Below are 21,951 nucleotides of genomic sequence, written 5' to 3'. Positions count from 1 at the left end.
CCCCTGGTCACGGTTTGAATACCAGCCATATCAACATTATCAAGCGAGACACACCATGACCAACCAGGAAATTCTGGCCCAGTTCGGCCCCCGTGAAGCAATGGAGTACGACGTCGTCGTCGTCGGTGGCGGCCCGGGCGGTCTGGCAACTGCCATCCGTCTCAAGCAACTGGCCACCGAAAAAGGCAAGGACATCTCGGTGGTGGTCCTGGAGAAAGGCTCAGAGCCCGGCGCCCACATTCTCTCGGGCGCCATCATGGACCCGCAGGCCCTGACTGAACTGTTCCCGAAGTGGAAAGAAATGGGCGCCCCGCTGAACCAGCCGGTCACCGACGATGCCTGGAGCTTCCTGGGTGAGACATCCGGCTTTCGCACGCCCAACTTCCTGTTGCCCGAATGCGCGCAGAACCACGGCAACTACATCATCAGCCTGGGCGCGCTGACCCGCTGGCTGGCCGAGCAGGCCGAGAACCTGGGCGTCGAAATCTTCCCCGGCTTTGCCGCCGCTGAAGTGCTCTACAACGACGATGGATCGGTGAGGGGCGTGGCCACCGGCAACATGGGCGTGGGCAAGGATGGCGAGCCGACCGAGAATTTCCAGCTTGGCATGGAGTTGCTGGCCAAGTACACCGTGTTTGCCGAGGGCGCGCGCGGCCACCTGGGCAAGCAGCTCATCGCCAGATTCAAGCTCGATGACGGTTGTGATCCGCAGACCTACGGTATCGGCATCAAGGAACTCTGGGAGATTGACCCCTCCCGCCACACCCCCGGCTTTGTCTTGCACACCGCAGGCTGGCCCATGGACCAGAGCACCTACGGCGGTGCCTTCATGTACCACATGGAAGGCAATAAAGTGGCCATCGGCTTTGTGACCGGACTGGATTACAGCAACCCTTACCTGAGCCCGTTCGAGGAATTCCAGCGCTGGAAAACCCACCCCAATATCCGCTACTACTTTGAGAACGACAAAGGCGAAGTCAATGCCAAGCGCCTGGGCTACGGTGCCCGCGCCATCACGGCGGGCGGCCTGATGTCGCTGCCCAAATCCGTGTTCCCGGGCGGTGCGCTGGTGGGCTGCGATGCCGGCTACCTGAATGTGAGCCGCATCAAGGGCAGCCACGCGGCCATCAAGACCGGCATGCTGGCGGCAGAGGCCGCCTATGACGCCGTCACCGCAGGGCGCCAGCATGACGAACTGAGCGCCTACCCCGAAGCGTTCGAGAAAAGCTGGCTCTACACGGAGCTCAACAAGTCGCGCAACTTCAAGAGCTGGTTCAAGAAGGGCCTGACGGTGGCCACCCTGATGAACGGCATCGAGCAGTTCGTGATGCGCGGCCACATTCCCTGGACGCTGCGTCGCGACAAGCCCGACCACGTGTACCTCAAACCCGCGGCCGAGTGCCAGCCCATCGTCTACCCCAAGCCGGACGGCAAGCTCACGTTTGACCGCCTGAGCAGCGTGTTCATCAGCAACACCAACCACGAGGAACAGCAGCCCGCGCACTTGACCTTGCGGGATGCGTCCGTTCCCGTGAGCATCAACCTGGCGAAGTTCGCCGGCCCGGAAGCCCGCTATTGCCCGGCCGGCGTGTATGAGTTCGTCAAGAACGAAGACAACACGGACCGCCTGCAGATCAACGCGCAGAACTGCGTGCACTGCAAGACCTGCGACATCAAGGACCCGACCCAGAACATCGTGTGGGTGACGCCCGAGGGCGGCGGCGGACCCAACTACGCAGGGATGTAGAGGTCGCCACGTTCCCTATGCCGAGCTTGTTGTCGGCCCGTTGAGCTTGTTCAGGCTGCTCACCAAATGTGGCACGAATTGCGTTGCATAGCCAAGGTTGGCGGCCACCGTGTAGGTGTTATGCACGGCATCACCGATGAATGATACGGCCTTGGCCTCGCCGGTCATCCGGGCGTAGTAATGCATATCCTTGTGCGCATTGGCCAGCGAAAAGCGGAAAAGCTGATCGTTACCTTCGAGCACAAAGGGACGTAAGCGCTGGAAGGCAGTGCTGTTCGCGCCGCCGGAGGCGATCACATCGCACAGGACCTCGAGGTTCACCCCAGTTTTTCCAGCACAGGAAAAAGCCTCGGCCAGAATGGCGGCGTTGCCGAGCACGACGAACTGGTGCAGCAGCTTGGTGGTGTGCCCGGAGCTGACTGCGCCGCACTCGTAGATATTTTTTGCAAACGTGTCAAAAACAGGGCGAACGCTCGCCAGCACCGCCGAGTCACCACCGACCAGCAGGTTGATGTTGCCTTCATCGGCGTCTTTGGGCGTCCCGGTCATGGCGGCGTCAAGAAAGAGGCCACCCCGGGTGGCAATGGCCGCCGCCACGCGCCGTGTGGACTCAGGCAGGGAAGTCGAGCAATCCACCACCACGCATTCCGGTTTGATGCCTTGCAGCAGGCCATGGTCCGCAAACACGACATCTTCGACTTGTGGCGATCCAGGCACGCAAATGATGACGATGTCGGCTGCGGCCGCTACCTCGGCGGCTGTCTTCAGGGGCCGTGCACCACCTGCAAGCAGGTCCGCGCAGCGTACCTCGTCTTCCTTCGAACGCAAGAGCAATGCGACCGGATGCCCGCTTCCAAGCACATGCTTTGCCATGCCCCGGCCCATCATCCCCAGACCAATAAATCCGACAGTTTTTGCCATGAAGAGAATCCTTGACCTTAGAGGTAGGGTTTGAGCCAACCCAGTCCGGCGGACGTGCCACCGGCTTGCGTGCCTCTCGCAGGCCGGTACTCGCAACCGACCCAGCCGTCGTAGCCCAATTCGTCCAGTACAGAGAACAGATAGGCGTAGTTCAGTTCACCCAGATCGGGTTCGTGCCGCTGCGGCACGCCCGCAATCTGGATGTGACCGACACGGCCGGTCGGCAGGTACTGACGCAGCTTCATCGCCACGTCACCCTCCACCACCTGGCAGTGGTACAGATCCATCTGCACCTTCAGGTTCACTGCACCCACGTCGGCCAGCACCTGATGGGCATGATCCTGGCGGTTCAGGTAGAAGCGCGCAATATCACGCGTGTTGATCGGCTCGATCAGCACATCGATGCCCTGCTTGGCGGCCTCTGCAGCGGCCCAGCGCAGTTGACTGACATAGGTCGGGTAAAGCGTTTCGTGCGCGGTGCCAGCGGGCAGCAGCCCTGCCATCACGTGGATGCGCGGGCAGTCCAAGGCCGCTGCGTAATCAAGCGCCTTGCCGATGCCCGCGCGGAATTCGGCTTCGCGCCCGGGCAGGCAGGCCAGACCGCGCTCACCAGCGTCCCAGTCGCCGGGGGGCGCATTGAACAAGACCTGCTGCAGGCCATGTGCCTTGAGGCATGCCGCGATATCTCGGCTCTCGAACGCATAGGGAAAAAGGTACTCGACGGCTTTGAAACCGTCTTTTGCGGCGGCTTCGAAACGATCCAGAAAATCAAGCTCAGGGTAGAGCATGGACAAGTTGGCTGCAAATTTAGGCATAAGGTTCACCAGCGGGCACCGAAGGTTTGGCGCAGTTGTTCAATTTGGGGTTCGGTCAGGGGCACGATCGCGCAGGCGCTCTGGCTCACCAGCCGGGCGGTTTCATCAAGCTCTTCAAGCGTAGCCATGGCGGCGGCGGGCGAGTCGTGCCAGACGTTGGGGCCCAGGCGCTCCAGCATGACGGCGCGGATCGGCGTGCCGGCTTCACCATAGCGTGAAATAGCTTGCGCCACCTGCTGCGCCGCTTCAGGGTCGCCAGGGCGGTGGTAGGCAATCACAGGCACATGGCCGACCTTCATTACAAAGTAGGGAGTCACGGCGGGCAACAATTCCGGGTGCGCATGGACTTGGGGCCGCAAAGTCAGCGCCACGCAGTGCGTGCTGTGGGTGTGGATCACGCACCGGGTTTCAGCATCGAATTGGCCTGCAGTCCTATAAATTTGGGCATGTAACGCTATAGTTTTGCTAGCTCTATCGCCGCTCAGCTGCTGCGCCTGCGCATCCAGTCGGGCCAGCCGGGCGGGATCGAGAAAACCCAGGCAGGCATCGGTGGGAGTAATCAGGAAGCCGCCGCCTTCTGACTCATCCAGCCGCACGCTGATATTGCCAGCTGTGGCATGCACGTAGCCACGCTCAAACAGACTGCGACCGACGCGGCAAATTTCCTGGCGCGCCTCGGACTCGTTCATGCCAGCACCGCAAAAGCTTTGCTGAAGAAGTCGTCAGCACCAAAGTTGCCAGATTTCAGCGTCAGGTGCAGACCCTCGCGCGGCGCAGCCTCGGTATGTGCGTGACACCAGGGCACACCGGGGTCAATTTGCGGTCCGATCTTCATTTGCGTGATGTTCAAGGCCTGCACGCAGGCGCCGGAGGTTTCACCACCGGCCACCACCAACTGGCGCACTCCGCGCGTCACCAGCCCCCCCGCGATCGCAGCCAGGGTGCGTTCTACCAAAGCGCCAGCGGCTTCAACACCCAGCTGCCCCTGCACGGACTTGACCGCCGTTGCGTCAGCCGACGAATAAATGAGCACGGGCCCCTGGTTCAGCAGTGGTTCAGCCCAGGCCAGAGCTTCGGCCACCACATCCACGCCAGTGGCCCCCTGGGTGGCAAGCCGCAAGGGATCGACTGCCAACGCCGGATGGCCCGCCTGGATGAACGCCTGCACCTGCCGATTGGTCGCCAGTGAGCAGCTGCCCGACACCACCGCCTGCAGGCCGGTGGCGGCGGGCAACGTGCTGGCAGTGCTTGAGGGCACAATCCCGAAATTCCCAGGCAAGCCAATCGCAACCCCCGAGCCGGCGGTCACCAGCGGCATGCCTTTGAGCGCCGGGCCCAGGCGCATCAGGTCATCGTTGGAAATCGCATCGACTACCGCCACGGCTACGCCCTGAGCGCGCAATTGCTCAATGCGCTCGCGAATGGCCACCTCACCCTGCGCCACCACTTTGTAGTCGATCAGACCCACCTTGCGGCGGCATTGCGCTTGCAGCACGCGCACCAGGTTGGCATCGGTCATGGAGGTGAGCGGGTGGTTTTGCATGCCGCTCTCATTGAGCAACACGTCGCCGACGAACAAATGGCCCTTGAACACGGTGCGCTGGTTGTCCGGGAAGGCCGGCGTGGCGATGGTGAAGTCGCTGCCCGGGACACCGGCCAGCGCATCCTGCAAAGCCTCCGTCACCGGGCCGATATTGCCTTGCGCCGTGCTGTCAAACGTGGAGCAGTACTTGAAGTAGATCTGCCGCGCGCCCTGCGCCTTCAGCCAGCGCAGCGCCGCCAGCGACTGTGCAATGGCTTCCTCCACCGGCAAGGTGCGCGACTTCAACGCGATCACCACGGCGTCGGCGTCCGAGTCCAGCGGCTGCGCTGGCACGCCGATGGCTTGCACCACGCGCATGCCGGCGCGCACCAGGTTATTGGCCAGATCGGTGGCGCCGGTGAAGTCGTCGGCGATGCACCCCAATAGCATGGCCCCCACGCCTGCCACTTCATGTGCTGCGCTGCGCTCGGCGGTGCTCATGACTTCTTGGGCAACTCAATGCCGGGGAATATCTTGATCACTGCACTGTCATCCTCGCGGGCGAAGCCAGCCGTGGACGCCTGCATGAACATCTGGTGCGCAGTACTGGAGAGTGGCAGCGGGAACTTGCTGGCACGCGCCACGTCGAGCACCAGCCCCAAGTCCTTGACAAAAATGTCCACGGCCGACAGGGGCGTGTAGTCTGCCGCCAGCACATGGGCCATGCGGTTCTCGAACATCCAACTGTTGCCCGCGCTGTGAGTGATCACCTCATACAGCGCCGCCGGGTCCACCCCCTCGCGCAGGCCCAGTGCCATGGCCTCGGCGGCGGCGGCAATGTGCACCCCGGCGAGCAGCTGGTTGATGATTTTGACCTTGCTACCGGCCCCGGCCTGGTCGCCGAGCCGGTACACCTTGGCCGCCATCGCATCCAGCAACGGCCCGACCGCTGCGTAGGCCTCGGGCGTGCCCGACGTCATCATGGTCATCTCGCCGCTCGCGGCCTTGGCGGCGCCGCCGGAAATCGGGGCATCAATGTAGAAAATGCCTTTTTCTGCTAGCCGCGCCTCTAGCGCAATCGACCAGTTCGGGTCCACGGTGGAGCACATGACAAACACGCTGCCCCGCTTCATTGCTGCGGCGCAGCCCCCCTCGCCAAACAGCACGCTTTCGGTCTGCGCGGCATTGACAACCACCGACACGATCACGTTGCACTGCGCCGCCAGCTCAGCCGGTGACGCACAGGCCACGCCACCCTCGGCGGAAAAGGCTCGTGCCGCCTCGGCGCGCACATCAAAAACATGCACCTGGCTGCCATGGCGGCGCAACGAGCGCGCCATGCCACTACCCATGGCCCCCAGGCCAATCACACCTACGTTGGCTGTCATATCGTGTTTCCTATTCGGTTCGTCAATTCAGCACACTCCTGAAACCAATGGCCAAGGTAACCTTCAGATGCCAGCAGGTCCCAAAGAAATATTTTATATGGTTATCATACAAATTCAGCGTATTCTCGCCAGGCGAGATTACCCGGTACACCCCACAAGACCGGACTGAAAACGGCCATGGGTGTCAGCGCTTCAGAGGCAGCCCGGAGACCAGGGGGCGTGCCAACTGCACGCCCGCCTGCTGCCAGAAAGCCGGGTCAGCCTGCTCGATACGCAGGATGGCGTTGTCCATGTGCTGCGCGGCGACCTGGCGTGCGGCAACTGCATCACCGGCTTCAATGGCGCTCACAATCATTTCATGCTCGTCGCGCACCTGCCGCGCAAAATCGGCTCTGCGCGCTTCATTGGCGCGCGTCACGCGGGTGGCCCCTTGCAGGAACTGGCCCAAGTATTCCAGTGTGCCAATCAAGAAGGGGTTGCGCGCAGCCTCCGCGATGGCGCGGTGGTATTTCACATCTTCATCCACACCGTCACCCCCGGCTTGCACTGCCTTGTCGAGCACATTGATCGCCTTGCGGATGCGCTTGATGTCAGTCTGCGTGCGTCGCTGTGCCGCCAAGCCCGCCACCTCGGCCTCCAGCGCGCGGCGCACCTCCACCATCTGGATCACCGCCTGTTTGGACACCGCCGACTTGGCGTCAAAGTTAAGCGGCGAGAAGCCCACCTCTTTGACATAAACCCCACTGCCCTGGCGCGAATCGACCAATCCCAGCGATTTGAGCCGCGAGACCGCTTCGCGCACCACGGTACGGCTGACCGAGAACTGGTCCACCAGCGCCGCTTCGGTCGGCAGCTTGTCACCCAGCGCCAGCCGACCGGCCCGGATCTCGATGGCCAGGACGTCCGCGACCTGATCCGAGAGGTAAGCACCCGGCGTAATGGGCTTGAATTGCGCGCTCATGAGGCTTGAATGTGTCGACTTATCTTCGGTTATTTCGCATACACCAGATCGCGCAGCGTCAGCGACAGAGCCGGCACATAAGAGATTACCATCAGGCACGCCAGCACGACCAGCACGAACGGGATCAGGTCCTTGATCATGCGATCCAGCGAGATGCGCGCGACGGTGCAGGCCGCAAACAGGTTGACACCGAACGGCGGCGTGATCATGCCCAAGGCCAGATTCACCACCATGACCAGGCCAAAGTGCACCGGATCGATACCAAAGTGCATCGCCACCGGCGCCAGGATCGGCGCCAGCACAATGATGGCGGCACCGGTCTCGATGAACATGCCAATGATGAACAAAGCGGCGTTGACGCCCAGCAGAAAGTACGCCGGAGTTTTCAGCACATCCTGCAGCCACAGGCCAATCGCCTCCGGCACGCCGGCGCGCGTGATCAGGAACGCAAACAGCCCGGCGTTGGCAATGATGAACATGATCACCGCCGACGACAGCACCGACTTGCGCAGAATGAGGTAGAGGTCGGGGAGCTTGATCTCGCGGTAGATCAGCAAGCCCACCATCAGTGCGTAAAACACGGCAACGGCCGATGCCTCGGTCGGGGTGAAGATGCCACCGTAAATGCCGCCCAGAATGATGACCGGCATCAGCAGCGCCCATCCGGCCTTCCAGGTCGCCTTGCCCACCGACAGGCGGCCGTCGCCGTCATTCCTGCCCCAGCCCTTGAACTTACAGTAGCCCCAGACAAACAACATTAACGCGCCACTGATGAAAAGGCCCGGACCAAAACCGGCGATGAACAGCTCGCCAATCGACACCTCAGCGCTCACACCATACAGAATCATCGGGATCGAGGGCGGAATGATGACGCCGAGCTCGGCGCTGGTGGCCTGCAAGGAAGCGGCCCAGGTGGTCGGGTAGCCGTGCTTGAGCAGCGCCGGAATCAGGATCGTGCCAATGGCGAAGGTGGTGGCCACCGAGGAACCGGACACCGACGCAAAAATCATGCAGGTCAGCACGCAGGTCATAGGCAGGCCACCCTGAATACCACCCACCAGGCTCTTGGCAAATTCCACCAGGCGGCGCGAAATGCCCCCGGTTTCCATGATGTTGCCGGCCAGAATGAAAAAGGGAATTGCCGCCAGCGGAAATTTGTTAATCGAGTTGAACATCTCCTTGACGGAGATCAGCATGTTCGCTTCTGCGATTTGAATGCCGAAAATGGCGGCTAGGCCAATCGAAACAGCAACGGATACGGTGAGTGCAAAGCACAGCACCATGGTGATGAGCATGGCCGTGGTCATTGCGCGGTCTCCAGTTCAAGACGCTGGGGGTCCAGCAGATTGCCAATGATGCCGATGATGCTGAACACACCGCCCACCGGCATGGCCAGATAGGCCCAGAACATCGACAGCGACTCCAGTCCGGCCATGGTTTGAACCTTGCCGCGTTGTGCATAGTCCCAACCCCACCAGATAATGATCGTGATCAGGGTCAGCGCAGCCAGACAGACAATCCAGTCCAGCACCCGGCGAATGCGCGGCGGGCTCCAGCGGTACAGCACATCCACGCTGACCATGGCGCCCTGCCTGAAAGCCATGGGAATGCCCAGAAATACCATCCAGATCAGGCTGAAACGTATCAGCACCTCGGTCCACTCGGCCGGGGTCTCCAGCACAAAACGGGTGATGATCTGCATCATGCCCAAGCCAGCGGCCAGCATCAGCATGATGCATGCCGCGACCAGGGCGATGCGGCTGGTCCAGTGCTCCAGCCGGAGGAATTTGTCTTTCATAGCGCCTTCTGCCTGAGATGGAGGGTTTCGAAAAAACGCCCGAGAGCGCAAGCGCTTCGGGCGTTGGGTGCGGCTAAGCTACAAGCGATTATTTATAGTTGCGGATCTTGTCCATGTTGGCTTTGCCAAACTGCTTTTCAAAGTCGGCATAGACCGGCGCCAGCGTGGCGACAAACTTGGCCTTATCCAGAGTCTCAACCACATTCATGCCCTTGCCGCGCAGGTAAGTCACACCCATGGCGTCGTCGGCATCCACGCGGGCACGGTTAGTTTTGACCGCTTCTTTGGCAGCATCCAGAAAGACCGTTTTGTCGGCGGCGCTGAGCTTGTCAAAGGAGGCCTTGTTCATCAAGAAAATGGCGGGTGAATAAACGTGACCGGTGAGTGACACGTGCTTTTGCACCTGGTCCAATTTGGCAGCCATGATCACCGACAAGGGATTTTCCTGGCCGTCAACCGTGCCTTGCTGCAGTGCTGTAAACACCTCGGCCATAGCCATCGGCGTGGTCACAATGCCCAGGCCTTTGTACGCCGCCACGTGCACCGGATTTTCCATTGTGCGCAGTTTCAGGCCCTTGAGATCCTCCGGGGCGTTGATGGCACGCTTGTTGTTGGTCATGTTGCGCATGCCGTTCTCACCCCAGGCCAGGGCCTTGAAGCCCTTGGAATCGAACTTGGTGAGCATTTCCTGACCGATCGGTCCATCCAGTACAGCGCGGGCGTGCGCCTTGTCGCGGAACAGGAAGGGAATGTCCAGAATCTTGGCGTCCGGCACAAAGTTGGGCACGGGGCCGGTTGAGGTGAACGTCAGTTCCTGGGTACCTAATTGCACTGCCTCAATCGATTCACGCTCACTACCCAATGAGGCGTTGTAAAAAGTTTGAATCTTGTAGCGGCCAGCAGTACCCTTCTCCACCTCCTTGGCGAAAGTATCAATGGCAACGCCCTGGTGCGAATTCTGCGCGATGGAAATATTGATCTTCATGGTGGTTTGGGCGGCTGCACTCGCAACAAAACCAACGGTCAAAGACAGCCCAATAACCAGTTTTCTCAATTTCATTTCAGGTCTCCTCGGTTTAAAAAGGTTACGGGTTGGCGGCGGCTTAGTCCGTCAATCCGCGCATAAGTTGTCATACAACTTCTTATTGTGATCTGTTTCCCAACACGACAGCACTGGGGGTTTCCCTGATGTACTCCCGAATAATGTCTTCGAAGCTTTCCTCGGGCAGCAAACCCAGGCCGCGCGCACGCACAGAATGGATGCGGGCAGGCCAGGTTTTGACGATGTTGCTGATGGCAGGGTCGGGAGTCCAGTCGATCAGGGCGGTGGCGGCCGGGCCGGCCACGCGCTCCAGCGCCGCCGCCATCTCGCCTGGGGTGGTGGTCAGTGCGGGCAGGTTCAGGCCCGTTCGGGGCCCCCACGCCTGCTCGGACGCCTCGGCCGCCAGAATGAGGCCCTGCACCGTGCGCGCGGGTGATGACAGCGCCACGGGGGTGTCGGGCGCCACCGGGCAGACAGCCCGGACGCCGGCCAGTGGCTCACGGAGCATGCCGCTCAAAAAACTGGAGGCCGCACCGTTGGGCCTGCCAGGACGCACACTGACCGTCATCAAACGTACATTGCGGCCCTGAACGAAGCCTTTGCGTGTGTAGTCGGCCACCAGTTGTTCGCCAATGAATTTCTGGATGCCATAGCTGCTTTGCGGCGTTGGCAGCGTGTTGTCTTCTATGACGGCTGGCAAGGGCTGCGCCGCGGTGTCGCCAAACACCGCCAGCGAACTGGCAAACACCACGATGGGCTTGGTCTGCAAGGCGCGACAGGCCTCCAGCAGTGCCAGAGTCGCCGCGAAGTTGCTGCGCATGCCAAGGTCAAAATCGACCTCGCATTCGCCGCTGACAGCGGCCGCCAAATGAAAAACAATAGCAGTCTGCCCCGTAACAACGAGGGCTGGAGCCTCCTTTTGCTCAAGAAGCGAATTCAAATCCCCGGTGAGCGCCGTCACGCGCGGGTCAGCCATCACATCGTCTGGCGGCGCCGCGCGGTCGACCAGGGTAATACGGGCGATATTCGCGGGTGCGGCACCCGCGAGCGACAGTTGGCCCTGGGTGAGCAGTGACCGGGCGAGACGCACGCCCAAAAATCCGGCGCCACCGGTAATCACGACATGACAGGTTCCATCAGGCTGGGTTATTTCTTTTGACATAGTGCTTGCTCCAAATAATGCTTCAGCTGCCGATATAGGCTGTTTTCACCGTCGTGAAGAACTCCTGCGCATAGCGCCCCTGCTCACGCGAGCCATAGCTCGATCCCTTGCGCCCTCCAAACGGCACATGATAGTCAACCCCCGCGGTCGGCAGATTCACCATCACCATGCCGGCCTGGCTGTGCCGCTTGAAGTGCGTGGCATATTTGAGCGACGTGGTGGCGATGCCCGCCGACAGGCCAAATGGCGTGTTGTTGGCCTCCGCCAGCGCCTCTTCGTAGCCTTTGACGCGGATGACGCTGGCCACCGGGCCAAACACTTCCTCGCGGTTGATGCGCATCGCAGCCGTCGTGTCGGTCAACAACGCCGGTGCCATGTAGAAACCATCCGTACTGCACTGCAGGCGTTGCCCGCCCGCGACCAGCACAGCCCCTTCCGCCTGTCCGATTTGCACATAGCTCAGGTCCTGCTCGAGCTGGGCCTTTGAGGAAACCGGGCCGATGTCAATGCCGGCGGCCAGAGCGTCCCCAATCTTGAGGCCGGCCATGCGTTGTTTCATGGCGTCAAGGAAACGGGGGTAGATGCCGTCGGTGACGATCAGCCGGCTGGAGGCCGTGCAGCGCTGCCCCGTGGAAAAGAACGCGCTCTGCACGCTGAGCTCCACGGCTTGGGCCAGGTCGGCATCGTCCAGAATGACTTGCGGATTTTTGCCCCCCATCTCGAGCTGCACTTTCTTGAGCTTGAGCGCGCATTGCTGGGCAATGCGGTTGCCCACACCCTGCGAGCCGGTGAAGCTGATGGCGTCGATGCCGGGGTGGTTCACCAAAGGGTCCCCAATGACGCTGCCGCGTCCCATCACCAGATTGAACACGCCCGCAGGAATGCCGGAACGGCTGATGATCTCGGCCAGCGCCCAAGCGCAGCCAGGAACAAGGTCCGCCGGCTTCAGCACCACGCAGTTGCCATAGGCCAGCGCCGGGGCGGTCTTCCAGGCCGGGATGGCAATGGGGAAGTTCCATGGCGTGATCAGCCCGATCACGCCCATCGGTTCGCGGGTGATCTCGACACTGATGCCCGAGCGTACGGAGGGCACGATTTCACCGGTCAGGCGCAGGCATTCACCGGCGAAGAACTTGAAGATGTTGCCAGCACGGGTGACTTCGCCAATGCCTTCAGGCCGGGTCTTGCCTTCTTCGCGCGCCAGCAGGGTGCCCAGTTCTTCGCGCCGGGCCAGGACTTCGGTGCCGATCTTGTCCAGCGCATCGGCTCTGGCCTGGATGTTGCCGGTGGACCAGGCAGGGAACGCGGTCTGGGCGGCCTTGACTGCGGAATCGAGTTGCGCGGCGTCAGCCTGGGCGTAGTCACCAATGACATCGGCCAGGTTGGAGGGGTTGATGTTGGGGGTGTAGCTGGCACCCGCGATCCATTGGCCGTTGATCAGGTTGTCGAATTTTTGAGTCGTCATGGCTATGTGCTTTCGTTCTGGTGTATTTACTTGCCCCAGCGCAGCACCATCGGGTTCAGGCGTCGCGCGGTTTCGATCAGGCCCGCGCGAACCGCGGGGTGCATGCTGGGCCAGGGATGGCGCGGCGCTTCGCAGGCGATCACACCACCTTCTTTCATCAAGGCCTTGGCGCTCAGGATGCCGCCCTGGCGGTTTTCATAGTTGATGAGGGGCAGCCATTGCTGGTACAGGGCAATGGCTTCTTCGCGCCGGCCAGCGGCGTAGGCGTCCATAATCAGGCGGATGCCATCGGGGTAGGCGCCGCCAGTCATGGCGCCGGTGGCACCGGCGTCCAGATCGGGCAGCAAGGTAATGGCCTCCTCGCCGTCCCACGGGCCTTCAATGGCGGCCCCGCCCAGGCGGATCAGTTCGCGCAACTTGGCGGCAGCGCCAACGGTCGCGATATTGAAATACGACACTTGCTTGATTTCGGTAGCCATGCGGGCCAGAAAGGCAGCCGACAGGACGGTGCCGCTGGCCGGCGCGTCCTGAATCATGATCGGGATGTCAATCGCATCCGACAGTCCGGCATAAAACTCGTATATCTTGTCTTCGGAGACGCGAAAGGTGGCGCCGTGATAAGGCGGCATGACCATCACCATGGCAGCACCCATGTCCTGGGCGCGCAAACTGCGCTGGGCGCACACCTGGGTGCTGAAGTGAGTGGTGGTGACAATCACCGGAACCCGACCATTCACATGTTCCAGAATCACTCGCGTCAGCACTTCGCGCTCGTCATCCGAAAGCAAAAACTGCTCCGAGAAATTGGCCAGAATGCACAGGCCGTTGGAGCCGGCGTCGATCATGAAGTCGACGCAACGCTTCTGACTTGCCAGATCGAGATCTCCACTTTCGGTAAAGGTCGTGGGCACCACGGGGAACACACCTTGGTAGCGAACGTTCTTGGACTGAGTCATGGGTATCTTTCAAAATCACGCAAACCGGACCAGGCAGCCACCGAAGGCAACATGCAATTCTTCAGCTAGTGCGAATGCTTGGGCACTTCGGCACCGCGGCAGCCCACCAGAAAATCGAAATCACAGCCTTCGTCGGCCTGCAACACCCGGTCGATGTACAACTGCTGATAGCCGCCCTTCGCCGGCGCTGCTGGCTGGGCCTGCAGTTCAGCCTGGCGCTGCGCGATCTCGGCGTCGCTGATTTCCAGCTGCAGCTTGCCGGCCTGGCTGTCGAGCGCAATCCAGTCGCCGTCCCGCACGATGGCCAGCGGTCCACCGGCAGCCGCTTCCGGCGCCACATGCAACACCACCGTGCCGTAGGCGGTGCCGCTCATGCGGGCATCCGAGATGCGCACCATGTCGGTAATACCCTGCGCCAGCAATTTGGGCGGCAAGCCCATGTTGCCGACTTCCGCCATACCCGGGTAACCCTTCGGTCCGCAATTCTTCAGCACCATCACCGAGTTCGCATCGACCTCCAGGTCCGGGTCGCCAATGCGCGCCTTGTAATGGTCAAAATCCTCGAACACCACCGCCTGGCCGCGGTGCTTCATCAGCGCGGGCGTTGCCGCCGACGGCTTCAGCACCGCGCCACGCGGCGCCAGATTGCCGCGCAGGATGCACATGCTGCCATCTGCGACCAGTGGCTTGTCAAGGGGACGGATAACTTCGGCGTTGTGGATCGGGGCGTCCAGCACGTTCTCCCAGATCGACTTGCCGTTGACCGTCAGCGCATTCTTGTGCGGCAACAAGCCACCCTCGCCCATGCGGCGCAGCACCCCGGGCAGCCCGCCAGCGTAGTAAAAATCTTCCATCAAAAAGCGGCCAGAGGGCTGCAAGTCCACCAGCGTGGGCGTGCCCTTGCCGACATTCGTCCAGTCCTCCAGCTCAAGCGGCACGCCGATGCGCCCAGCAATGGCTTTCAGGTGAATCACGGCATTGGTGGAGCCCCCGATGGCGGCATTGACGCGGATGGCGTTCTCAAATGCTTCGCGCGTCAGCACTTTGGACAGCTTCAGGTCTTCCCACACCATGTCCACGATGCGCATGCCCGACATGTGCGCCAACACGTAGCGGCGCGAATCCACCGCCGGAATGGCGGCGTTATGCGGCAATGAGGTGCCCAGCGCCTCGGCCATGCAGGCCATGGTGGAAGCGGTACCCATGGTGTTGCAGGTGCCCGCCGAGCGCGACATGCCGGCTTCAGCCGACATGAATTGATTCAAGGTGATTTGCCCCGCCTTGACCGCTTCGTGCAGTTGCCACACCACCGTGCCGGAGCCGATGTCACGACCTTCGTGCTTGCCGTTCAGCATCGGGCCGCCGGTCACGACGATGGTCGGAATGTCGCAACTGGCGGCGCCCATCAGCAGCGCCGGCGTGGTCTTGTCGCACCCCACCAGCAGCACGACTGCATCCATCGGGTTGCCGCGAATTGATTCCTCCACGTCCATGCTGGCCAGATTGCGCGTCAGCATCGCGGTGGGTCGCAAATTGGATTCACCGTTGGAAAACACCGGAAATTCGACCGGGAAGCCCCCCGCCTCGGAAATGCCGCGCTTCACATGCTCTGCGATCTTGCGGAAGTGCGCGTTGCAGGGCGTCAGTTCGGACCACGTGTTGCAGATGCCGATGATCGGCTTGCCCTGAAATTCATGATCCGGGATGCCCTGGTTTTTCATCCAGCTACGGTACATGAAGCCGTTCTTGTCGGCGGTACCGAACCAGGCGGCCGATCGCAGGGGTCGTTTTGATGAGTTGGACATCTTGGCTCTTTCAGACTGATGGATATTGCCTGCGGCCGGATGTTAGAGGCATCACCCATGCATATCAAATGAATAATTTCGCGACATTGATACAATTTTTGATATCGATTTCCTGGCTGCACGTTTTCAAAGCGTGCTGTCACCTCCACCACAAGCCCCACCATGCACGACATTGACGCGGCGCGACGAACCCGTACCAAGCTCAAAATTCGCCAGATGTTTTTGTTGATTGCGCTGGACGAGGCGCGCAACCTGCATTTGGCGGCCGCAACGACGAACATGAGTCAGCCAGCAGCGTCCAAGATGCTCAAAGATATTGAGGAACTCTTTGGCGTGCCATTTTTCGAACGGCTTCCCAGAGGCATGCGACCAACGCTCTACGGCGAGACGATGATCCGCCATGTCAGGATGGCGCTTGGCAACCTGACACAAGGCCAGGACGCCATTGCATCACTGCAGGCCGGGTTGTCAGGACAGGTTGACATTGGGGTCATCGTCACGCCCTCGATGACCTTGGTGCCGCGGGCAATCGCCAGTGCAAAGGCAGAGGCACCCAGGCTGAGCATTGGGGTCGATGTTGGCACCAGCGATATGCTGATGGAGCGACTCAAAAGCGGGCAACTGGACTTCTTGATCGCTCGCGTTCTGCAACAGGAAGATATGCCGAGCCTCCTGTACGAGGATTTGTCCGAAGAAACCGAATGTGCCGTGGCGCGCATCGGGCATCCGATGCTGGAGCGCCGCGACCTCACGTTAAATGATCTCGCGACCGCCAGCTGGATCTTGTCGCCCCGAGGCAGCATTCTGCGTCACCAGTTTGACATGATATTTCGCCACCGCGACCTGGAGGCGCCGTCCAACGTCGTCGAAACCACGGCCATGTCAGTGATCAAAAGTCTGCTGAATCAGACTGATTTCCTGCACGTCATGCCAGTTGAAGTTGCCCGTTATTACGTTAGTTCACGCGAACTGGCCATTCTGCCAATCGATCTACCCTGCAAGATGGACGGTTTTGGAATCATCATGCGACGGGACCATGTAATCTCGCCTGGCGCAAACCTGTTATTGAAACATGTGCGAAGCGTTGCCAAGGATATTTATCCCTCCAAGGAATGAAACCGCATGGCATCGTTGTGTGCCCAATTGAAGTTACCCAATACAAACCCAGACCCTGAATCGTCGGTTTGCCCGAGCCGGAAGGAGATCCAAGGAGTTGTTGGAGCAAGGTTTCGGTGGTTGGGCGTGCGGGTAGAATCTTGAGGTTCAGGAGAGAGTCTCCCCTTGAGGAGGCCGCCGAAGGCGCAGGACGGCTGATTGCAGCGGTTTGAACGCTCAGGCAAAAGGACTGACAGGCGCATGACGGGTCGCAATACCCGTCAGCGTTTCCCCACTGGAGAGAGGTCATGCCGGCATTCAAACCGGCTTTGGCCCACCGAAGGAGCAAACCGCAGTCTGCGAGCCGCTTGAGGCCTGTGCAGGCCCGGCGAATCTCTCAGGTAAAGCGGACAGCGGGGGCAGCCCATGGCTTCGGTCGTGGAATTTGACATGCCCCTCCTGGAATTCGCCGATGACCACCACGCCTGCCGCTCTTCTGACAACACCGCTCAACGACCTGCATGTGTCGCTGGGCGCCCGCATGGTGCCGTTTGCCGGCTACTCCATGCCGGTGCAATACCCCGCCGGCCTGATGGCCGAGCACCACCACACCCGCAACGCTGCCGGCCTGTTTGACGTCTCCCACATGGGCCAGTTGCGCCTGGTGGGGCCGGACGCGGCAGCGGCTTTTGAGAGCCTGATGCCGGTGGACGTGATCGACCTGGCGGTGGGCAAGCAGCGCTACGGCCTGCTGCTCAATGACGAGGGCGGCATCTTCGACGACCTGATGTTCGTGAACCGCGACTATGCGCATGGCGGTGATATTTTTGTGATCGTCAATGGCGCCTGCAAGGTCGGCGATATTGCGCACATCCAGGCCAAGATCGGCACACGCTGCCAGGTGATTCCCATGCCGGAACGTGCTTTGCTGGCCCTGCAAGGACCGCAGGCGATCACCGCCCTGGCCCGCCTGATCAATGGCGTGGACAAGCTGGTGTTCATGACGGGCGCGAGCTTCAGCTGGAATGAGAGCGACCTCTTCATTACCCGCAGCGGCTACACCGGTGAAGACGGGTTCGAGATCTCCGTGCCCGCGACGCAGGCCGACGCCCTGGCGCGCGCCCTGCTGGCGCAACCCGAAGTGAAACCCGTGGGCCTGGGTGCCCGCAACTCACTGCGGCTGGAGGCCGGTCTGTGCCTGTATGGCAATGACATCGACACCACCACCACACCGGTGGAAGCCGGCTTGAACTGGGCCCTGCAAAAGGTACGCCGGGCAGACGGGGCACGTGCCGGCGGCTTTCCGGGTGCTACAAAAATACTAGCGCAACTCGCAGGTGGAACGGGGGCTCCCGCCAGAAAACGTGTTGGACTTCTGGCGCTGGAGCGCATTCCTGTGCGGGACCACACCGAATTGCAGGACCTGAACGGCCAGAGCATTGGCGAAGTCACCAGCGGGCTGCTGGGACCGACCATCGACAAGCCGGTGGCCATGGGCTACGTGACGCCCGGGTTCGCGCCCCTGGGCTCACGCGTCAATGCCATCGTGCGCGGCAAACCGGTGCCGATGGAAGTCGTTGCCATGCCCTTCGTGCCCACCCGCTATTACCGCGGCTGATTTTTCAAATTTCATTTACATCACTTCTTTGGAGAACCCCATGACGATCAAGTACACCCCCGACCACGAATGGCTCAAAGTTGACGGCGACACCGCTGTCGTAGGTATCACCCACCATGCGCAGGATGCCCTGGGTGACGTCGTGTTTGTGGACCTGCCCGAAGTGGGCAAGACCTTTGCCGCCAAAGACATCGCGGGTGTCGTCGAGTCGGTCAAGGCCGCCGCCGACGTCTACATGCCCGTGACCGGCGAAGTGACCGAGGTGAACGAAGCCCTGCGTGCCGACCCGTCGCTGGCCAACTCCGACCCGCTGGGCGCAGGCTGGTTCTTCAAGGTCAAGCTTTCCAACCCGTCCGAGCTGGATGCCCTGATGGACGAGACCAGCTACACCAGTTTTTCCGCCAACGCTTAAGCAGGACGTCTTTATGTTGATGCAATCCGCCAGACCTTTGAGCGAACTGGAAAATACCAGCGAATTTCTCGCCCGCCACATTGGCGTGGACGCCGCCGATGAGGCCTTGATGCTCAAGGTCGTGGGCTCAAGCTCACGCCGCGAGTTGATCGACGGCATCGTGCCGCGCTCCATCGCGCGCAGCAGCCGCATGGCTATTCCCGCGGCGGTGACCGAGGCGGCGGCGCTGGCCGAGCTGAAGGCGATTGCATCGAAGAATCAGATTTTCAAAAGCTATATCGGCCAGGGCTATTACGACACCCACACGCCCGGCGTCATTCTGCGCAACATCCTGGAGAACCCGGCCTGGTACACCGCCTACACGCCCTACCAGGCCGAGATCAGCCAGGGCCGCATGGAAGCACTGGTGAACTTCCAGACCATGATCGCGGACCTCACCGGCATGCCGATGGCCAATGCCTCCATGCTGGACGAAGCCACCGCGGCGGCCGAAGCCATGACGCTGGCGCTGCGCGTTGGCAAATCGAAGTCGACCACGTTCATGGTGGACAGCGAAGTGCTGCCGCAAACACTGGAAGTGATCCAGACCCGGGCCCGGCCTCTGGGCATCACGGTGAAGGTGTGCCGCGGTGACGAAGCGCTGCGCGAGGAGAGCTTTGCCGTGCTGCTGCAGTACCCGGGCGTGAGCGGGGTCGTGCGCGACGACCGCGACTGGATATCAAAGTACAAGACGCGCGGCGGCGTGGTCGTCATGGCGGCCGACCTGCTGGCGCTCACGCTGCTCACGCCACCGGGCGAGATGGGCGCGGACATTGCGGTAGGCACGACCCAGCGCTTTGGCATGCCGATGTGCAACGGCGGCCCCCACGCGGCCTACCTGGCGTGCCGTGACGAGTTCAAACGCTCGATGCCTGGCCGTCTGGTCGGTGTGAGCGTGGACGTGCACGGCAACCCCACCTACCGGCTGGCGCTGCAAACGCGCGAGCAGCACATTCGCCGCGAAAAAGCGACGTCCAACATCTGCACCGCGCAGGTGCTGCCCGCCGTGATCGCCAGCATGTACGCTGTGTACCACGGCCCGCAAGGCCTGAAACGCATCGCCCAGCGCGTGGCCGCCTACACCGCCCTGCTGGCGCGTGGCCTGCAGGACATGGGTTACGCAGTAGCCAACGCCACCGCATTTGACACGCTCACCGTCAATACCCAAGGCGCTACTGATTTGATAGCTACTCGCGCCCATTCGGCGGGGGCTAACCTTCGATTTGACTCAAAAACAAGTCTGGGCGTGTCGCTGGACGAGACGACCACGCGCGAGCACATCGAGCAACTCTGGTCGTTCTTCGCCAAGGACGGGCAGACCCCGCCGAAGGTCAGTGATTTCGAAAAAGGCATCGAGCCCCTGATCCCCACGGACGTGCGTCGCACCAGCCCCTATTTGACGCACCCGGTGTTCAACACGCACCACTCCGAGACCGGCATGCTGCGCTACATCCGCCGCCTGAGCGACAAAGACCTGGCGCTGGACCGCAGCATGATCCCGCTGGGCAGCTGCACCATGAAGCTCAACGCCACCAGCGAGATGATTCCCATCACCTGGCCCGAGTTTGCGTCGCTGCACCCGTTTGCACCACACGAGCAGTTGCAAGGCTACAAAGAGCTGGACGAGCAGCTGCGCGCCTGGCTGTGCCAGGCCACCGGTTACGCCGGCATCAGCCTGCAGCCCAATGCGGGCTCGCAGGGCGAATACGCCGGTCTGCTGGTGATCAAGGCTTTTCATGAAGCCAACGGCCAGGGCCACCGCAACATCTGCCTGATTCCTTCCAGCGCCCACGGCACCAACCCGGCCAGCGCCCAGATGGCCGGCCTGACGGTGGTGGTGACGGCCTGCGACGCGCAAGGCAATGTCGACATGGCCGACCTGAAGGCCAAGTGCGAGCAGCACAGCGTCAATCTGGCCGCGGTGATGATCACCTACCCCAGCACGCACGGTGTGTTCGAGACCAGCGTCAAGGAACTTTGCGCCCTGGTGCATGCCCATGGCGGCCGCGTCTACGTGGACGGCGCCAATATGAATGCCCTGGTCGGCGTGGCCGCCCCCGGCGAGTTCGGCGGCGACGTCAGCCACCTCAACCTGCACAAGACCTTCTGCATTCCGCACGGCGGTGGCGGCCCCGGTGTCGGTCCCGTCTGTGTGGTGGCCGACCTGGTGCCTTACCTGCCGGGCCACGCTACTGGTGGCCTTACCTCCAAGGGCGTCGGGGCGATCTCAGCCGCGCCGCTGGGCAATGCGGCCGTGCTGCCGATCAGCTGGATGTACTGCCGCATGATGGGCCCTGACGGCCTGAAGCAGGCGACGGAGATCGCCATACTGAGCGCCAACTACATCAGCGCCCGCCTGAAAGTCCACTACCCGACGCTCTACGCCAGCGAGAACGGCCACATCGCGCACGAGTGCATCCTGGATCTGCGCCCGCTCAAGGACACCAGCGGCGTGACCGCCGAGGACGTGGCCAAGCGGCTGATGGACTACGGCTTTCATGCGCCAACGCTGAGCTTTCCGGTGCCCGGCACGCTGATGGTCGAGCCCACCGAAAGCGAAACCCTGGCCGAGCTGGAACGTTTCATCAACGCCATGATCGCCATCCGCGAGGAGATTCGCAAAGTCGAAAGCGGGCAATGGCCGCAGGGCAACAACCCGCTCAAGCACGCGCCCCACACCGCCGCAAGCCTGCTCGGCGCCGACTGGGAGCGACCCTATTCGCGTGAAACCGGCGCTTTCCCGATGGCCGCGCTCAAGCAGGTCAAATACTGGCCACCGGTCGGTCGCGTTGACAACGTTTATGGCGACCGCAACCTGGTCTGCATCTGCCCGCCCGTGAGCGACTACGCCTGAGGAAGCCGCCGCGCCGGGCCGCTGCGGGCCCGTGGCGGATTCATCTCGCTATTTATTTGATAGCGCCTTGCGCCCGTTCTAAAAGGGCTGGGGGCTCATTTTGCTTTGAATCAAGGGATGGCCCCGGATAGCTCATGAGACAACGCACTTCCGGGCAACCGCCAACGCAGGGGGATGTGCCAGCGTTTGGTACACAACGCAGTACCGCTCCGTCAGGCGCAAGAGCGTTGCAATTTGCTCGTCCGAGGCATCAGTGTCGAGCGTGAACTGTAGTCGTATGTTCTGGAAGCCGACGGGAACGTCCTTTGACAGACCCAGAGTTCCACGGAAGTCCAGATCACCCTCTGCCTG

General features: G+C 61.6%; 19 protein-coding genes and 2 riboswitches. Of the genes, 5 read left to right on the top strand and 14 right to left on the bottom strand.

The window, feature by feature from the left end; genetic code table 11:
- The first annotated feature begins 55 nt into the window (after positions 1-55).
- Positions 56-1,747, top strand: coding sequence for an electron transfer flavoprotein-ubiquinone oxidoreductase (locus Q7T10_RS13700; RefSeq protein WP_304749181.1), 1,692 nt, complete (start codon positions 56-58; stop codon positions 1,745-1,747).
- A 15-nt stretch (positions 1,748-1,762) separates the two neighbouring features.
- Here the strand turns inward: Q7T10_RS13700 and Q7T10_RS13695 are convergent, their stop codons facing one another.
- The 13 genes from Q7T10_RS13695 to Q7T10_RS13635 form a co-directional block, all read right to left on the bottom strand.
- Complete coding sequence (locus tag Q7T10_RS13695; protein WP_304749177.1) at positions 1,763-2,668, bottom strand: NAD(P)-dependent oxidoreductase; 906 nt, start codon at positions 2,666-2,668, stop codon at positions 1,763-1,765.
- Between the two features lie 17 nt (positions 2,669-2,685).
- Positions 2,686-3,483: a 2-oxo-tetronate isomerase gene (gene otnI, locus Q7T10_RS13690; RefSeq protein WP_304749175.1), complete on the bottom strand. Its 798-nt coding sequence runs from the start codon at positions 3,481-3,483 to the stop codon at positions 2,686-2,688.
- A 5-nt stretch (positions 3,484-3,488) separates the two neighbouring features.
- A complete protein-coding gene (locus tag Q7T10_RS13685) occupies positions 3,489-4,172 on the bottom strand; it encodes an aldolase (protein WP_304749172.1) in 684 nt (227 codons plus the stop codon).
- Positions 4,169-5,464, bottom strand: a complete 1,296-nt coding sequence (gene otnK, locus Q7T10_RS13680; protein ID WP_304749215.1) for a 3-oxo-tetronate kinase — start codon at positions 5,462-5,464, stop codon at positions 4,169-4,171. Before otnK ends, Q7T10_RS13685 begins: the two co-directional genes overlap by 4 nt.
- 38 nt (positions 5,465-5,502) lie before the next feature.
- Positions 5,503-6,393, bottom strand: a complete 891-nt coding sequence (gene ltnD, locus Q7T10_RS13675) for an L-threonate dehydrogenase (protein WP_304749170.1) — start codon at positions 6,391-6,393, stop codon at positions 5,503-5,505.
- Between the two features lie 184 nt (positions 6,394-6,577).
- Positions 6,578-7,354, bottom strand: a complete 777-nt coding sequence (locus Q7T10_RS13670; RefSeq protein WP_304749169.1) for a FadR/GntR family transcriptional regulator — start codon at positions 7,352-7,354, stop codon at positions 6,578-6,580.
- Positions 7,355-7,383: 29 nt separating this feature from the next.
- Positions 7,384-8,661, bottom strand: coding sequence for a TRAP transporter large permease (locus Q7T10_RS13665; protein ID WP_304749166.1), 1,278 nt, complete (start codon positions 8,659-8,661; stop codon positions 7,384-7,386).
- Positions 8,658-9,152, bottom strand: coding sequence for a TRAP transporter small permease (locus Q7T10_RS13660; RefSeq protein WP_304749164.1), 495 nt, complete (start codon positions 9,150-9,152; stop codon positions 8,658-8,660). Before Q7T10_RS13660 ends, Q7T10_RS13665 begins: the two co-directional genes overlap by 4 nt.
- Positions 9,153-9,240: 88 nt before the next feature.
- Positions 9,241-10,212 carry a TRAP transporter substrate-binding protein gene (locus Q7T10_RS13655; RefSeq protein ID WP_304749162.1) on the bottom strand — a complete coding sequence of 324 codons (972 nt, stop codon included), beginning with the start codon at positions 10,210-10,212 and terminating at the stop codon, positions 9,241-9,243.
- An 82-nt stretch (positions 10,213-10,294) separates the two neighbouring features.
- Positions 10,295-11,356, bottom strand: coding sequence for a D-erythronate dehydrogenase (denD, locus tag Q7T10_RS13650; protein WP_304749160.1), 1,062 nt, complete (start codon positions 11,354-11,356; stop codon positions 10,295-10,297).
- A gap of 22 nt (positions 11,357-11,378) precedes the next feature.
- Entirely contained in the window at positions 11,379-12,821 is a 1,443-nt protein-coding gene (locus Q7T10_RS13645; RefSeq protein WP_304749157.1) for an aldehyde dehydrogenase family protein, read from the bottom strand.
- A 26-nt stretch (positions 12,822-12,847) separates the two neighbouring features.
- Entirely contained in the window at positions 12,848-13,777 is a 930-nt protein-coding gene (locus Q7T10_RS13640; protein ID WP_304749154.1) for a dihydrodipicolinate synthase family protein, read from the bottom strand.
- Positions 13,778-13,842: 65 nt separating this feature from the next.
- Positions 13,843-15,582: an IlvD/Edd family dehydratase gene (locus Q7T10_RS13635; RefSeq protein WP_304749152.1), complete on the bottom strand. Its 1,740-nt coding sequence runs from the start codon at positions 15,580-15,582 to the stop codon at positions 13,843-13,845.
- Between the two features lie 216 nt (positions 15,583-15,798).
- Here Q7T10_RS13635 and Q7T10_RS13630 point away from each other — a divergent pair, with 216 nt between their 5' ends.
- The 4 genes from Q7T10_RS13630 to gcvP all read left to right on the top strand — a co-directional run bounded on the left by Q7T10_RS13630 (position 15,799) and on the right by gcvP (position 21,600).
- The gene (locus tag Q7T10_RS13630) at positions 15,799-16,698 is read left to right on the top strand and encodes a LysR family transcriptional regulator (RefSeq protein WP_304749150.1); all 900 of its coding nucleotides are present in this window, start codon (positions 15,799-15,801) and stop codon (positions 16,696-16,698) included.
- Positions 16,699-16,836: 138 nt separating this feature from the next.
- Positions 16,837-16,940, top strand: a riboswitch (glycine riboswitch).
- A 22-nt stretch (positions 16,941-16,962) separates the two neighbouring features.
- Positions 16,963-17,101, top strand: a riboswitch (glycine riboswitch).
- Positions 17,102-17,149: 48 nt separating this feature from the next.
- Complete coding sequence (gene gcvT / locus Q7T10_RS13625; protein ID WP_304749148.1) at positions 17,150-18,295, top strand: glycine cleavage system aminomethyltransferase GcvT; 1,146 nt, start codon at positions 17,150-17,152, stop codon at positions 18,293-18,295.
- 40 nt (positions 18,296-18,335) lie between these two features.
- The gene (gene gcvH / locus Q7T10_RS13620; RefSeq protein WP_304749145.1) at positions 18,336-18,707 is read left to right on the top strand and encodes a glycine cleavage system protein GcvH; all 372 of its coding nucleotides are present in this window, start codon (positions 18,336-18,338) and stop codon (positions 18,705-18,707) included.
- Between the two features lie 13 nt (positions 18,708-18,720).
- A complete protein-coding gene (gene gcvP / locus Q7T10_RS13615) occupies positions 18,721-21,600 on the top strand; it encodes an aminomethyl-transferring glycine dehydrogenase (RefSeq protein WP_304749142.1) in 2,880 nt (959 codons plus the stop codon).
- 132 nt (positions 21,601-21,732) lie between these two features.
- Here gcvP and Q7T10_RS13610 read toward each other — a convergent pair.
- Positions 21,733-21,951, bottom strand: a 219-nt coding sequence (locus Q7T10_RS13610; protein ID WP_304749140.1) for an OsmC family protein, incomplete at its 5' end; no start/stop codon positions are given.

Origin of the sequence: Rhodoferax sp., from assembly GCF_030646845.1 — a bacterium.
In the GTDB taxonomy this organism is placed as follows: Bacteria; Pseudomonadota; Gammaproteobacteria; order Burkholderiales; family Burkholderiaceae_C; genus Rhodoferax.
The sequence above is the reverse complement of the archived record's forward strand: the minus strand, read 5'-3'. Positions and strand labels throughout refer to the sequence as shown.